The sequence below is a fragment of the Allomuricauda sp. XS_ASV26 genome, assembly GCF_041224615.1.
Classification (GTDB): Bacteria; Bacteroidota; Bacteroidia; order Flavobacteriales; family Flavobacteriaceae; genus Flagellimonas; species Flagellimonas alginolytica.
The window spans coordinates 642,461-658,409 of sequence record NZ_JBGFGK010000031.1; the positions used below are offsets into that span (position 1 = coordinate 642,461).

12 protein-coding genes are annotated in these 15,949 nt (G+C 42.2%); 3 read left to right on the plus strand and 9 right to left on the minus strand.

Annotation, left to right across the window (positions count from 1 at the left end):
• Positions 1–34 precede the first annotated feature (34 nt).
• Positions 35–1,249: a multidrug effflux MFS transporter gene (locus AB9K32_RS10445; protein ID WP_224835080.1), complete on the plus strand. Its 1,215-nt coding sequence runs from the start codon at positions 35–37 to the stop codon at positions 1,247–1,249.
• Here AB9K32_RS10445 and AB9K32_RS10450 read toward each other — a convergent pair.
• The 9 genes from AB9K32_RS10450 to nagB all read right to left on the minus strand — a co-directional run bounded on the left by AB9K32_RS10450 (position 1,246) and on the right by nagB (position 14,196).
• The gene (locus AB9K32_RS10450; RefSeq protein WP_224835079.1) at positions 1,246–2,334 is read right to left on the minus strand and encodes an anhydro-N-acetylmuramic acid kinase; all 1,089 of its coding nucleotides are present in this window, start codon (positions 2,332–2,334) and stop codon (positions 1,246–1,248) included. The two genes, AB9K32_RS10445 and AB9K32_RS10450, sit on opposite strands and share 4 nt — an antisense overlap.
• Positions 2,331–2,996: a class I SAM-dependent methyltransferase gene (locus AB9K32_RS10455; protein WP_369885130.1), complete on the minus strand. Its 666-nt coding sequence runs from the start codon at positions 2,994–2,996 to the stop codon at positions 2,331–2,333. Before AB9K32_RS10455 ends, AB9K32_RS10450 begins: the two co-directional genes overlap by 4 nt.
• Entirely contained in the window at positions 2,993–4,576 is a 1,584-nt protein-coding gene (locus tag AB9K32_RS10460; protein ID WP_369885131.1) for a glycoside hydrolase family 3 protein, read from the minus strand. The genes AB9K32_RS10455 and AB9K32_RS10460 overlap by 4 nt, the downstream gene beginning before the upstream one ends.
• Positions 4,569–5,849 carry an MFS transporter gene (locus AB9K32_RS10465; RefSeq protein WP_369885132.1) on the minus strand — a complete coding sequence of 427 codons (1,281 nt, stop codon included), beginning with the start codon at positions 5,847–5,849 and terminating at the stop codon, positions 4,569–4,571. The genes AB9K32_RS10460 and AB9K32_RS10465 overlap by 8 nt, the downstream gene beginning before the upstream one ends.
• Entirely contained in the window at positions 5,846–6,328 is a 483-nt protein-coding gene (locus AB9K32_RS10470) for a GNAT family N-acetyltransferase (protein WP_369885133.1), read from the minus strand. Before AB9K32_RS10470 ends, AB9K32_RS10465 begins: the two co-directional genes overlap by 4 nt.
• A gap of 7 nt (positions 6,329–6,335) precedes the next feature.
• Positions 6,336–7,820, minus strand: coding sequence for a glycoside hydrolase family 10 protein (locus AB9K32_RS10475; RefSeq protein WP_369885134.1), 1,485 nt, complete (start codon positions 7,818–7,820; stop codon positions 6,336–6,338).
• 90 nt (positions 7,821–7,910) lie between these two features.
• Complete coding sequence (locus AB9K32_RS10480) at positions 7,911–9,245, minus strand: hypothetical protein (RefSeq protein WP_369885135.1); 1,335 nt, start codon at positions 9,243–9,245, stop codon at positions 7,911–7,913.
• Between the two features lie 17 nt (positions 9,246–9,262).
• Entirely contained in the window at positions 9,263–12,235 is a 2,973-nt protein-coding gene (locus AB9K32_RS10485; protein WP_224835072.1) for a SusC/RagA family TonB-linked outer membrane protein, read from the minus strand.
• 53 nt (positions 12,236–12,288) lie between these two features.
• A complete protein-coding gene (nagB, locus tag AB9K32_RS10490) occupies positions 12,289–14,196 on the minus strand; it encodes a glucosamine-6-phosphate deaminase (protein ID WP_369885136.1) in 1,908 nt (635 codons plus the stop codon).
• Positions 14,197–14,375: 179 nt separating this feature from the next.
• On the opposite strand from nagB, the gene AB9K32_RS10495 reads away from it, so the two are divergent.
• Positions 14,376–15,125 carry a DeoR/GlpR family DNA-binding transcription regulator gene (locus AB9K32_RS10495; RefSeq protein ID WP_224835070.1) on the plus strand — a complete coding sequence of 250 codons (750 nt, stop codon included), beginning with the start codon at positions 14,376–14,378 and terminating at the stop codon, positions 15,123–15,125.
• 7 nt (positions 15,126–15,132) lie between these two features.
• Entirely contained in the window at positions 15,133–15,945 is an 813-nt protein-coding gene (gene murQ / locus AB9K32_RS10500) for an N-acetylmuramic acid 6-phosphate etherase (protein WP_252081245.1), read from the plus strand.
• Positions 15,946–15,949: the final 4 nt, after the last annotated feature.

Consider the following 15,949-nt stretch of genomic DNA (forward strand, 5'->3'; position numbering starts at 1 on the left):
TTAGCGATCCATTGGGTATCACTAATTTTGCCGGATGCAAAAACAAAATCAAAAACCCAATTTTGAGTTTGTGGCCATGATGGCTGCTTTAATGTCCATCGTGGCCTTGGCCATAGATGCCATTTTGCCTGCCATTTCCAATATCGGAGAAGCTATTAATAGTACCGATCCAACGGATAACCAGTTATTGGTCACCATGATTTTCTTGGGTCTTGGTCTGGGACAATTATTTTTTGGCCCCATATCCGATAGTTTTGGGAGAAAACCGGTGGTTTATGTCGGTTTCGTAATATTTTTAGTGGCAAGTATTATTTGTTTATATGCGCCCTCGTTGGAAATTATGGTGGTCGGAAGAATTTTACAGGGTATTGGACTTTCCGCTCCAAGAACCATTTCCATCTCTATAATTCGGGATACCTACGAAGGAGACTACATGGCAAAAATTATGTCTTTTGTGGTTGCTTTCTTTATTCTGGTACCGGTCGTGGCTCCTGCCATTGGTAAGCTTATCTTGGATGCTGCCGGGTGGAAGGCCATCTTCTACGTTCAATTGGTATTTGTACTTATTGTTGCTATTTGGTTTTGGAAACGTCAAAAGGAAACTTTACATCCACAATATAAAATACCGTTCACTAAGCATGTGTTTATCGATGGTGTTCGCGAATTTATCAAACATAGGGAAACGGTTGCCTTTACATTGACATCGGGACTGGTGACCGGAGCATTTTTGGTGTATTTAAGTTCTGCCCAGCATATTTTTGAAGATCAATACGCACTCAAGGAAATGTTTCCATACATTTTTGCAGGATTGGCCATTTCCATAGGTCTTTCAACTTTTTTAAACGGAACTCTGGTTATGCGTTTTGGAATGCGGAAACTTTCGCTTATGGCCACTATAGCCTTTTGTGTTATTGCCATTTTGTATTCCATTTTGTTTTTGAACTCACCAAATCCCAGCATTTATATTTTGGTAGGGTTTCTTTCCATCCAGTTTTTCTGTCTTGGGTTTATGTGGGGAAATTTCCGATCCATTGCCATGGAGCCTATCGGTCACATTGCTGGTATCGGTGCTGCTATTAACGGATTTGTATCCACTCTACTGTCCATACCTATAGCCACTTTTATCGGTGAATTCGTAAAAGACACGGTTTGGCCTTTATTTGCCGGTCTGGCCATTTGCGGATTGTGCGCATTGACCATTTTTCTTTGGGTGAACAAACCTAAAAGAAAAAGGGTAGCTACGACTTAAACCTTTGCGGGCATGAATATTTCACCACTGCAAGAATCCTCCGTTGCACCGGTAACTGACTTTAACACGTTTGTTTTACCTTCTAGCCGTAAAACGCCCATTAAAGCAAAAACCAAGGCTTCCTTATAAGCGATCAAAGTTTTGCTAGGTACAACAACTTGGATTTCCCTTCCCAACTTTTCTTGAAGCGTTTCGATAAAGAAAGAGTTAAGTGCACCCCCTCCCGTAGCAAATAATTTGGTGTCAGTTTCGCTACTGTTCTTGTGCAGATGTACTGCATTTGCGATTTGTTCGCAATTATGGTGGATAAATGTGTGCAACAGGTCTTTATTGGAAGCTTTTGAGCTTTCTATTATTGGTAGAATCTCGGAGGAAAACCATTCAAAGCCCGTGGATTTGGGATTGGGCAGTTGGTAGTACTCCAAGTTGTTCAGTTTGTCCAGCATGGTTCGGTCCAGTTTTCCAGAACGTGCCAATTTTCCATCTTCGTCATAGGCCATACCCATTTTATGGGTAATAAAGTTCAAGGGCATATTGGCCAAACCAATATCATAGGCTATACGTTTACCGTCCTTTTTAAAAGAAATATTGCTGATGCCGCCCAAATTCAGACAAAAGTCATACTCATGGAACAAAAGCTCATCACCAATGGGTACCAAGGGAGCTCCTTGTCCCTTTAGGGACACATCTTTAGTTCTAAAGTCGCACACTACCTTTTTTCCGGAAGTGTTGGCCAATAGTTGACCATCGCCAAGTTGAAACGTAATCCCTTCTTCCGGTCTGTGATGGGAAGTATGTCCATGACTTGCAATAAAATCCACATCTCCTTTCAAGTTTTCTATAAACTCCTTGGTCTTTTGCCCTAAAAAAATTCCATATTCTTTGTGCAATTGATCGTGGTCTTCTTCGGAAAGGTGGATGGCGTTTTTAAGATGTTCCCGCATTTTGTCGGAATAATCTATTTCTGCGGTTTCTTTAATGGAAAAATTCCATTTTCCGGCCTCTTCCCAAATATGACAATAGGCAATATCGAGACCGTCCAAAGAAGTACCGGACATTAGTCCCAAGACTTTATACGTGTTCATATCTTACTTATTTCTATGATTAAAGAAATCGGCTTGTGTTCATTATTCAAGATTTCTTTAAAACTAAATTTACTCTGCTCAACCATATTTAATACCTCGATCCAATCTTCCATGGTCCGAGCATACCAAGAATGTCCGTCGGTAAAGTTGCCCGGCAGGCCTTTCCAAGAATCGGAGAGCCATTGACTTTGATATGGTAGACCGTTTTCAATCAAAAAATAGGGGTGCAAAGTCTGAATCACAATGGCGCCGTTTGCTTTTAATTGCTTTAAAGTATTGGAAAACAACTCTTGTGTTCCATCTTTTAGATACAGGCAAAAATTGAAGACAGCAACATCAAAAGGTGCATTTGGAATTGCTTTTCCGTCAATAATATCCTCAAAAGTGAACACTTCAAAAGAATGGTTACCTTGTTTTTTTGCTTGCTCGATTAAGCCTGGTATTGCATCTACTCCTGTAGTTTTCCAACCCAAGGTGTGCATTTCCCGCGATAACCAACCTTCTCCGCAGCCAATGTCCGCCAAGGAGTCACCATCCAAAGATTTTAGTGTGTCGAGAATGGCCGTATTCGTATATTTTCTTGATGGAATTGCGTTGTTTTGAATAATTTTCACCCATTCTTCGGCATTTTTATGCCAAGATTTTTTGATTTCATCACTCATAGCTGGAATGTTTTCAATTGAATGGGAAGTGCTCCTTTAGCTTCTATTTTTCCTAAAAAGTGTTCAACGGCAACTTCTTGGAATTCTGGAAAATCCTGATAGATCAATGCTACATTGGAATTCGCTGCCAATTGTAAAATATCGAGCACGTAAGGGTTGCCAAAAAGGTAGATCAAGATGTTTTTTTCTTGAATCAGTCTATGGATCAACGCCAATGTCTTCTTATCAAACCCAAAAAAATCTTTAGGTTTTACAGCGGGTGGAAATATACTCAGCAAGGCATTTTTTTTATCCGATGCCAATGCAGTATCCAAATCTATGGCTTGTATTCCCGAATGTGCCGCTATCTGTTCCGCAAAGTGGTTCCTTTTTCCAGAACTTATAGAAACATTCAAGAAGTTGGAGGATTTGATTTTTTCTGCCAGGAGTGGATTGCCATAAAGCTCCGTAATGGTATTTTGGGCGATTTCTTTGTTTAATTGGACAGTATCCCCATTTGAAGTTTGCACAGCGGTATTTGGGGCGAAAACTTTCTGTTTTAATGCCCAAACCCTTTCAAAGCTTTGTTCTATTTGTTTTTTAGTTGAATTATTTATGATTTTTGTAATGCCTTCCGCCACATTTTCGGTAAAGCATAGGACATCCATACCAGCAGCAAACGCAGCCGCTTCCAACGCCCCTTTTTCAACGAACTTTTTGGATACGGCATGCATATTTAGTGCATCGGAAATTACTACACCATTAAAACCCAACTCTTTTCGGAGTAGCTCGGAAATAATCTTTGATGATGTAGTGGATGGGTGATCGGGATCTATCTGTGGCAAGAGCAAATGCCCGACCATTACGGAGTCGACCCCTTTATCTATCAGTTTTTTAAAAGGATATAGTTCATTCTTCAATAGGTCATCCAAGGGTTTATCGATAACAGGCAGTCCCAAATGGGAGTCGGTGGCCGTATCGCCATGCCCTGGAAAGTGTTTAATGGAGTTAAGAGTCCCACTTTCCGACATTCCCTTTAGAAATGCTTCTGCCTTGGAGAGTACACTATCCCTATCGTCCCCAAAAGACCGATACCCAATAACAGGATTTTCCGGATTGTTGTTGATATCGACCACGGGGGCCAAATTCCATTGGATGCCTGCATGTTTACAATCTTTCCCGATGGCTTCTCCCACTTTATAAATAAGTTCGTTGTTATTGTTCAGGGCGCCCAATGTGATCGCATAAGGAAATTGTGGTGTGTTCTCGATGCGCATGGCAAGTCCCCATTCAGCATCGATGGCTATGATGAGCGGAATTTGAGCGGCTTTTTGGTATCGGTTTATAAGCTCCAATAACCGATCATAGCTTTTTTCGTTGTGAACCACTTTTTTCTTGCCTTCGAAGTTGGTTGCGGCACTGGCCCTGCTGTGGAAAAAACAAATGGATCCTACATGGTGATCCTTGATCAATTTTTCCATTTTTTGAACCTCTTCCTCGGTATCGTTGATGAATACGGCAGGCATAAATAATTGCCCTACCTTCTGTTGTAAAGAAAGTTGTTCAGAGGTAAGTGTGTATGTTCTATGGGTATCAATCATTTGAATCGGTAGTTTTTTTGCCGTAATCGGCAGGGTATTTTAAATAACGAAGCACAATAAAAGCCGGCAAGGCGGCAATTACCACCCATATAAAGAAGCCATCATAACCCAACCATTCTTGTATGTAGCCGCTTAGCATTCCGGGCAGCATCATTCCAAGAGCCATAAAACCGGTCGCTATGGCATAGTGCGATGTTTTCGAAGCTCCTTCTGCCACATAGATGAGGTACATCATAAATGCTGCAAAGCCGAAACCATAACCAAATTGTTCTATGATTACGGTGCCCACCACTGCGTAAATACTGGTCGTTTGTGTAACGGCCAACAATGCATACAGAGCGTTGGGCAAATTTAGTGCGAGCAGCATGGGAAGCATCCATTTTTTTAGGCCATCCCGAGATATTAAAATACCGCCCAAAATGCCGCCAAGTGATAGCATAATTACGCCTACGGTGCCATAAATGGTGCCCACAGCTTCGGTGGAATAGGCCAATCCGCCCACTTCCAGTTTGTCCAGTAGGAAAGGGGAGGCCATTTTCACCAATTGGGATTCCCCCAAGCGATAGGTTAGGATAAACAGCAATGCTACCCCGATTTGATGTTTTCTAAAAAAGGTGGCGAATACTTCGAAAAATCCAGCAGGTTTTTCATCCGATCGCAAGGCAGGCTCTTCAAATTTTGGTGCGGTAAAAAAGTTGGATATGGTCAAAGCGATCATTAAAACAGCAGCGCAGATCATTGTAATGGACCATGCTTTGGTATTGTCCCCGTATTTATTTTCCAGAAAACCGGCAAAGATTACCAAAAGCCCTTGTCCGGTAACCATGGCCAAACGGTAAAAAGTGCTGCGAAGTCCTATAAAAAACGATTGTTTTTTCTGTGTAAGGCCGATCATATAATACCCATCGGAGGCAATGTCGTTTGTGGCCGATGCAAAAGCAGCCATCCAGAAAAACGCTAAGGTGATAATAAAGAACGAGTTGGACGGTAGAAAAAGTCCGATTCCCAAAAATGCCAACGAAATAATCAATTGCATGGCCAAGAACCACTTTCGTTTGGTACTGTTAATGTCCACCAAGGGGCTCCATAATGGTTTTATTACCCATGGCAGATATAACCAACTTGTGTACAGGCCGATTTCTGCATTTCCAATGCCCAATCGTTTGTACATAATTACCGAAACGGTTACCACTAGAATGTATGGGATTCCCTGAGTGAAATATAAAAAAGGAATCCACAACCAAGCGTTTTTATCTTTTGGAGCTACATTCATTTAGGCTGTTTTAATAGATTTTGATAAATACTTTTTTCCGACTTTTCTATGATCTTGGCGCCTACGGCCTGTTCATAATAGCCAGCAGGGCCGACCCCTCCAATAATTGCATAGGTGTATCCCATATTTTTAAGGGCCATAAGTGCCTTTATCAGTAATATTTTACCAATGCCTTTACCTCTTTGGTCGGTTAGGACACCGGTAGGGCCAAAAAAATTCTTGGCGGTACTTTCAAAACAAGCGAAACCTAAAATTTCCTGTCCACGCTGAGCAATAAAGCAGTTTACGGGCTTGGAGGCAAAGGCAACTTCTGTTTCGTCCGCCCAATTTTTGCTGAAATGCTTCTTTATCCAATCCACAACAATACTTTTTTCCGGACTAATGGGCCTTTTGAATATTATGCCGTGATTTTCGAAGAGGTTTTTTTCCGCCTCAGAAATGTCGGGAAGGTCCAAAAGTCGAACAAGCATATCGTGCATGAGTGGTCTATTTTAAATTTAGTGGCTGCACAGCGCTTTCGTTGCCGTATGCATCACTTATGTTGATTACTAAATCTTTTCGTAGATGTTTTTTTGTAATATTGAATTGATAACACCCTTCTACTTCACTTTCGGAAAGGTATTCTTTTCCAATGAGTTCTGTTTTGCCTTGTTTTACAACGTAAAGGTTTATAAAACGAGGAACATTATCAGTATGGGAAACACATAGATCGATGATTGTATTGCTGACTTCGACTGATTTGATAGCGGGAAGTTGAACTACACGCACTACACGATTTAATGGCCCTGGATTTTTTGCGGGCAGATTGTAAAATTTCTTTTGGAGTTTTTTGTTGACCTTTTCGTGCTGATCGATCAAGGATTTTGCGCTGAAAAAGATATTACCGTCAATGTTATCCAAATCCCGGGCAAAATGCAACTGCTTGGGAATTTCATTGTTTTTCTTCCAAGCCTTGTCCGCATTATTTTTGATTTTGTACGTGCCATTGCCCACGTATAGATTGGTGTTGGGTGTGTTTTTGGCCCACCAAGATGTGATAATTTTATGTGATGCCACGGGGTAATCCATGCTCCAATACACTTGGGGCGCTAAATAATCCAGCCAACCTTCTTGGACCCAAAGTACGGGGTCGGCATATAGGTCTTCATAGGTGGTTTGTCCGGCTTTGGTATCGGAGCCCAAAGGGTCGGTACTTTTGTTTTTCCAAACGCCAAATGGACTAATGCCGAACTGTACCCAAGGTTTATGTTTTTTGATGGTTTTGTACACATCCTTCACCAAGGAATCCACATTGCTTCTTCTCCAATCTTCCAAAGACTGGCCCGGCAATCCATATTTTTTATAGCTTTCGGTATCATCAAAAGTTTCCCCTTCAACTTTGTAGGGGTAGAAATAATCATCAAAATGAATGGCATCTATTTCATAATTGGTGACCAGTTCTTCAATGATTTGATTGAATTTTTCTCGCACCGCTGGCAGTCCGGGGTTGTAGTAATATTTTTTTCCGTATTTGATGATCCAATCGGGATGTTGGAAAAAGTCGTGCTTTTGTGAGAGCTGGGCGGTGTCCAAGCTAACTGTAGCTCTGTACGGATTGAGCCAAGCATGAAATTCCATACCTTGCTTGTGTGTTTCTTCGATCATCCATTTTAGCGGTCCATCGAACTCTTTTGGAGCCTCACCTTCCTTACCGGTCAGATACCTGGACCACGGTGCTAAATCAGTAGGGTAGAGGGCATCTCCTGCGGTCCTAACTTGAACAATGGACGCGTTGAAGTTCATTTTTTGGTAGAAGTCCAAGATTTGGATAAAATCCTTTTTTTTCTTGATTACTTCGTCATTGGGATTTTTGGGCCAATCGATATTGGCCACAGTGGCAACCCAAACACCTCTAAATTCTTCTTTTGGGGCTTTGGTGGTAGCACAGGAAAGAAAAATAAAAACTGGGATTATGTATAGAATTCGAAACATATAAGCGAAAAAAAAGGCCTACGTATGCACTAAATGTAGGCCTTTTTGCAAGATTAAATTAAACAACTAACAACTTAAAACAAAATTGTATCAGATGGCTGGGTCATCTGGTGTATTGGTGTTATTATCTCTTTCCGTGTTAGGGTAAGGATAAAAGTTTCTATTACGTTCTTCGTCAAAATTCTGAACTGTAGGGGTCGGGTCGGGTCTTCCAAATCGTCGGCTATCTTCCAAACTCATTCCTGTTAAGAACAGTTCTGCTCTTCTGTTTTTGTATATCTCGTCCAACAATACGGCAACCGAAGTATCCCCATCATAAGCAGAAACGTTGGCATTTACCCCAAAAACATCATCGGTATCGGTTAGCACTAAATTTAGAGCAGTAACAGCAGCACCGGTATCGGGGGATGATTTTCTAAGATTGGCCTCGGCAATAATCAGGTTCATCTCGTCCGGTAGATAAATTGGAATAGATCCTGTGTCTGCATCAAAGAAACCTGCTAAATCTTCGATCGGGAATTGGTTTTGGTTCAATTCATCCAAAGGAACCATGTAAAAGTCAAATCTGCCGTCACCGTCTTCGAATACAAAACTAGCTGGCAAGCCAAAATTGTCCTGTGGTTTAAAGTTCGGAGCGCTGTTCTGGAAAACCCTGCTCCAAATTGGATTTAGGTTTTGAGTATCGTAGGTAAAAACGGAACTAGAGGTTTGGTCCACTTCGGATGCTGCAGCGATGGCCGCATCGTAGTTGCCCGCGAACAGATTAAATCTGGCCAACATGGCATTTATGGTGTTCTCCAAATCAATATCCCCTCTTAAAACCTCTGCTTCGAACTCAGCAGAAATCGGATTTGCAGCGATGGCACTCTTGGCTTCGTTCAACAAGTTGATCGCGGTGTTGTACCCTTCGATTCTTGATATGAAAGGAGGATTGTCCTCGGAAGTCGCCACAATTACTTGCTCATAGTTCTGAGCCATGGCTCCGATGCTCATGGCGTGAAATAGCTTCGCATTGGCGATCAAACCACTTTTGGTCCCTGCATCGATATCGAGTTCGGCAGCATTTGCTGCAATGTCCTCGGCAATTCCCACTACTCTTAGCATTGTTGTCCACAATCCCACTACATTGGAATTGGTGTTAGGGATGTCCCCACCGTCTTCCAAATCGATCATGTTTTGGAAAGTAGTGGTTATTCCTCCTTCTCTTGTAGTAATTGCAGGGGTTTCGATAATATATCGCATACCGGTAGTGGAATACAGTTCCTGCATTCCAATGGTAGTGGCCAAAATCCCTTCCCTGGAAGTGAAAACTTGATCACTTGCAGCGGCATTTGGATTGTCAAAGTCTGTTTCGCACGATGTGATTGCCAATACGGTGGTTAGCAGGAACATCAGCTTATATGTAGAATATCTATAAAATTTCATTGTCAATTTTTTTAAGATTAGAAGCTTACGTTTACACCTAACTGGTAGGTTCTCGGTATTGGCACCGTAGCAAAATCAAATCCTCTTACACCGTTGCTTTGTCCGGCAGCACTTACTTCTGGGTCCCATCCGGAATAGTCGTCCCAAGAGATCAGGTTACGTCCTACCAGGCTGAACTTCACATTGTCTATATAATCCCATTTTGGTTTAAGGGTGTAGCTCAAAGCAACCTCTCTAAGTTTTACAAAAGAACCATCTTCAACGAACTCTTCGAAGATGTTGGCTTGTGCACTACCATATCCTTTGGGAAGCTCACCTAACAATTCTGCACCAACTTGTGCACCTCCACCAAAGATTACGTTATCCATCAATCTTCTGTTCCAGTTGAAAACATCGTAGCCTTGGATGGCGTCGAATTGAACTCTAAGACCGAAATCTTTATAGGAGAATTCGTTGATTATAGAACCAAACCAATCTGGATTTGGATCACCGATTACCTTGGATGCTTCACCATCTTCGGTTGTACCTCTGTATGGGTATCCATTTTCATCCAAAGCAATGGAACCGTCTTCGTTTCTTGCGTAGAACTGACGATAGAATACACCCAATGGCTCACCTTCGATTACGTAGTTGGTAGAGAAACTTCCTCCAAGCGCAATTCTTCCACCTCCGGCAACATTGGTAACCTCGTTTTTGTTTTTGGAGAAAGTAGCGGTCACATCCCAGTTAAAATCTTGGGACTTGATCGGGGTTCCTCTCAATAGTATTTCAACACCGGTATTTTCCAAGTTACCAACGTTTTCAAAACGAGAACCAAACCCACTCGATGGGCCAAGTACCCTTTGCAGTAGCAAATCGGTTACTTTTTGTTTGTAATAAGTAAACTCGATACCTAAGCGGTTGTTCATAAAGCCTGAATCGAAACCTAATTCGAACTCATCTTGTCTTTCGGGTTTTAGATCGGCATTACCAAGTAGTGTGCTTGGAGTAAGACTAACTGCTCCGGTCAATGCTGATGGATTGTAATTCGTAAATCTTGAATAGGCGCCAAGTGCGGTAAGGTTACCTGCCTGACCCCAAGATGCCCTAACTTTAAAGATGTTGAAAGCGTCACCAAAGGTGTTTTTCCAAAACTCTTCGTCCGACATTACGTAAGAACCACTGGCTTTAAAATACAATTGGTTACGTTCGTCTTCTCCAAAAGAAGAAGCTCCGTCCATACGCACGGCACCATTGATGTAAATTTTGTCCTTGTACGAGAATGATTGCTGATAGAAGGCACCCCAATAAGAGATCTGTGAACGGCTTTCGCCTTGCTCTAAAATACTTCCACCTGTTGCCGTTTGAACCAATGGAGGAAGCCCTGTTGCGTTAATGCCAACGCTCTCGCGTTCCTCATACTGCCAAGATCCGCCAATGGTAGAGGTTGACCTAATATCATCAGTAAGCTCGGTTCTATACGTTACGTTAAGGTCAGAGTTGTACTGAAAGTTGTTCAAATCAGCTCTTCTTGCATATCCATCGGCATTTGGAGATGTATTGTTAATTGGAATGTATGCCGTTGCCGATTGGTTATAGTAATCCATACCAAAAGTGTATTTGGCACTTAAGTTATCGTTGAACTTTGCATCCAAAGCAAGGCTGGTGATAAAACGATTGGTTTTCTGACCGAAATCGAAACGAGCCACTGCTTCTGCAGGATTGGTTCTTGGAACCAATGGAGAGGTTACAGGGTATACCCCGGATTCGTCCGGTGACGGGTCTATTGAGTTGTCACTGAACACATAACCAGTTATTGCACCGTATGGGTTGTTGATACCACCATTGGGTACATCCTTGCTTACACTGCGAACGTAGTTGAACCCACCGGTAATGTCCAGCCAATCCGAAGCCTTTTGGGTAATGTTCGCTTTAAAACCGTACCTTTTAAAATCGGTGTTTTTAATGATTCCTTCGTTGTCCAGGTGTGAAGCCGATAGAAAGTATGATGTTTTTTCTGTACCTCCTGTCATGGATAGGTAATTTTCTATACCAAAACCAGTATCGAACAACTCATCTTGCAGGTTGTAACGGTCCACTTCGTAAGTTGCCAGGTTAGATCGGTCCGTAGGAACTTCCCAGGCCAATGGTACTGTATTGTAATCAATTTCTTTTCTTAGTTCATTGATACGGGCATTGGTCATAAAGGTAAACTTGGGCTCACCGCTCCTACCTTGTTTGGTAAAGATCTGTACAACACCGTTACTTGCTCGAGAACCATAAATAGCTGCCGCAGCAGCTCCTTTGATTACCTCGATTTTTTCAATGTCGTTAGGGTTAATGTCGGCTAACCTGTTCTGGGCATTTCCCCCTAAGTCCACCAACTCGTTACTTGAGTTGCTAATGATGATTCCATCAATAATATACAACGGATCGGAACTACCGGCGATGGTACTTGGTCCCCTTAAACGGATACTGATACCTCCGGCAGGATCTCCAGAATTTTGTTGTACCAATGCGCCGGTGATCTTACCCGAAATGGCCTGATCGATCTGTGTAGCACCATTTTCTACCAATTGTTCGGCTTTAACAGAAGAAATGGCGTTCCCTAAAGTCCTTTTGTTTACACCGGCGCCACTACCAGTAACAACTACCTCGTCCAAGCTCAAAAGGTCTTCGGCCAAGGCCATGTCGTTGGTAATAGTGGTTGACCCACCGGCATCAATGGATATTCGTTGTGATGTAAATCCTAGTGAACTGAATACTAGTGTGTAAGAACCCGAGTCAAGAGTTGCAGTAAACGTGTAGTTTCCATCAAAATCGGTAACGGTGCCGAATGATGAGTTTTCAATAAAAACCGATGCACCTGCCAAGGGAAGGTTGGTTCCGGTTTCTGTAACGGTTCCAGAAAAAGTGTATTGGCTCTGGCCAAACGCGGAAAGCGTTGATACCAAGAGTGCAAATAGCACCAATCGGAACCTCAATCCTAAATAGTCATGAAGTTTTCGCATAAAATTGAGTAGTTTAATTGAATTTAGTTTATCGAGTTGTTAGTGTTCGTTCTTTAAAAATGATAGCGTACAAATCCCTCTATGGCTTCATATTCTGCCATTCCAAGCTCGTTGTATCTGTTCGCCGTGTCTTTGTTTCTTTGTTCGGCGCGCTGCCAAAACTCACGATCGTCGTTGCCCGGGAACATAGCGCTGTCCTTTTGGGATTGATGTTTAAAGATGGCAGTGATCTTACGGGCCATATCCTTGGGGCCGATCGGTACTGCCATTTCCATATCGGCAATGTCCCATTCTTGCCACGCTCCACGGTACAGCCATACGTAACAGTTCCGTATCCAATCTACCCTGTCCTCTTTTAGTTTTTCCAGTGCCTTAAAAATAATCTGAAGACATACCCTGTGTGTTCCGTGTGGGTCCGACAGATCTCCGGCGGCGAAAATCTGGTGCGGCTTCAATTTGTTGAGCAAGTCGTACGTTAGCTGTACATCCTCATCGGAAAGTGGTTTTTTGCGAACTGCCCCTGTTTCGTAGAACGGAAGGTTCTGGAAATGGGCGTTCTCTTCCGGTACGCCACAATATCTACAAGCGGCCAAAGCCTCTCCTTTTCTGATCAGGCCTTTGAACTCTTGTACTTCGGGGCTATCCAATTCACCAGGCTTTTTATTGGCCAAGAATTCTCTAACTTTCTTTATCTTTTGTTTAAGCTCTTTGTTGTCTTTTTGTACATCTATGGCAAAATCCAAGAAGCGGATTACTTCATCATCAAAAACAGCAATGTTCCCAGAGGTTTGATATGCCACATGTACATTGTGACCCTGATCTACCAGGCGCAATAAGGTGCCTCCCATCGAAATCACATCATCATCTGGATGCGGACTAAAGATCAAGGAAGTTTTTGGGTGCGGTTGTGCTCTTTCAGGACGTTGGCTATCGTCTGCATTCGGTTTTCCTCCTGGCCAGCCCGTAATGGTGTGCTGTAACTGGTTAAAAACCTTTAGGTTTATTTGTTCTGCGGAACCGATCTCTGCGATCAGATTGCCCATTCCGTATTCGTTGTAGTCCTCGTTGGTCAATTTTAGAATGGCTTTTCCAAGCTTTTCTGATAGCCAGATGGTGGCGGTTTTGATCAATTTATCGTCCCAGTCACACTCTGTGGCCAACCAAGGGGTCTTTTTTCTGGTTAGGGATGATGCAGCCGCTTCGTCCAAAACAAAATCACAATTATCGTGATGCTGAAGGAAGGTTGCCGGAACCGATTCTTTTATTTTTCCCTCTACGGCTTGTTGTACAATGCTGGACTTTCCTTCGCCCCAAGCCATAAGAATTATTTTACGGGCACTCATAATAGTACCGACTCCCATGGTAATGGCTCGTTTGGGAACATTTTCCTCGCCAAAGAAGTCGCTTGCGGCATCGAGTCTCGTCATTCTGTCCAAACGGATCAGACGGGTTTTACTGTTCAATGTGGATCCCGGTTCGTTAAAACCAATGTGACCCGTTCGTCCAATACCCAATATTTGGATGTCTATTCCGCCTACATTTTTAATTTTCTCCTCATAATCCTCACAGTACTTTCTTATTTCGTCCATGGAAATATTACCATCTGGGATATGGATATTGTGTGGTTCAATATCAATATGATCGAACAGGTGCTCGTTCATAAATCTCACATAGCTATGGATGGAATCCGGTTTCATTGGGAAGTACTCATCCAAGTTAAAGGTGATGACATTTTTAAAGCTCAACCGTCCTTCTTTATGAAATTGAACTAGGTAATCGTAAACTTTTACAGGGGTTGAGCCCGTAGCCAAGCCCAAAACGGCTTTTTTTCCTTCTTCCTGTTTTTGGTTGATCAAACTGGCAATTTCGTTGGCAACGGATAACGAAGCTACATCAGAATTTCCATGAATAATGGTGTGGATTTTCTCAAATCTTAATTCTTCTTGATAAGGCTGGTACATAACAAAATGTATAAGGTTCTAGCAAAATGCTGAAAAGTTAATTCCAAATGTATGCAAAAAACTGCATTAAATGCAATAAAATGCAAATAATATACAATTACACTTGAAAACTGCATTTATTTGCAGTATTTTGCGGTTATTAGTTCCGTTTTTGGGATTTATTTAACTTTATCCCACGTATGTTAAAAGAAGAAAGACACCAGTTTATATTGAATGAAGTGGGAATCCACAACAGAATATTGCTGACGGATATCGCCGATCGGTTAAATGTTTCGGTGGATACCATTCGACGGGATATTAAGGAGTTACATAGTTCCAAGCAATTAAAAAAAGTGCATGGCGGAGCTGTTTCTCTTGGGTTTAATAATTATAATCCTACAGGAAAAAAAATTTATTCCTTAGAAAAAAAATCGCAAATTGCGGAAAAAGCACTTGGACTCATTAAGGATGGACAGGTAATTTTACTGAGTGGAGGGACAACCAATCTGGAACTGGCCAGAAAACTCCCCCCGAAAATAAAACTCACATGTTTTACCCCGAGCCTTCCCATTGCAGTTCAACTTTTGAGCAAGGACAATATTGAAGTGATCTTTATTGGGGGCCGATTGTCCAAAGACTCACAAATTACCATTGGCGGCAGCGCTATCAACATGCTGTCGGAAATAAAAGTGGATATCTGCTTTTTGGGAACCAACTCGATTCATCCCATGGAGGGGTTAACGGAATTTGATTGGGAGATAGTCCAAATGAAAAAGGCTATGATACATAGTTCAAGAAAAGTAGTGTCGCCTTGCATATCAGAAAAAATCGGGTCGACCCAACGTTATAAAATATGCGGGGTAGAAGAAGTTGATGTAATGATAACAGAATTGGAACCTTGGGACATGAAACTGGACGCATTTAAAAATCTGAACATACAAATATTATAATATAGTGATAGAAAAGCACATTAAGATTACGGAGGAGCCATCCAATTACGACGGATTGGACCAAATGGATACCTTGGAAATAGTTGCCAACATCAACAACGAAGATAAAAAGATTGCAGATGCAGTGGAGTCGGTGCTGCCGCAAGTAGCCCAAATAGTGGATGAGACTGCCAAACGTTTTGAAAAAGGGGGCAGGCTTTTCTATATTGGTGCAGGTACCAGTGGGAGATTAGGTATTTTAGACGCTTCCGAAATACCACCTACGTTCGGGATGCCCTACGATAAGGTGATCGGACTCATTGCCGGTGGTGATCAAGCTATTAGAAAAGCAGTGGAGTTTGCCGAGGATGATACCGAACAGGCTTGGAAAGACCTCATGGAATACGATATTAATGAAAATGATGTTCTTGTGGGTATAGCGGCCTCGGGTACAACACCATACGTTTTGGGTGGAATTGCCGATGCCAAGGCCCATGGTATTCTTACGGGTGGAATTACAAACAATCCAGGTTCGCCTTTGGCCACATCCGTTGATATTCCCATTGAGGTAAATGTTGGACCAGAGTTTTTAACAGGAAGTACCCGAATGAAGAGCGGAACAAGTCAAAAACTGGTATTGAACATGATTTCTACGGCCCTAATGATTCGCATCGGCAGGGTAAAAGGAAATAAAATGGTGAACATGCAGTTGAGCAATACCAAGCTGGTGGACAGGGGCACGCGCTACATAATGGAAGAGCTTGGTCTTAGTTACGATGAAGCTGAAAAAGTACTCAAAAAATACGGTTCTGTTAAGCTGGCCATCGATGCATTAAAGTAGTGGG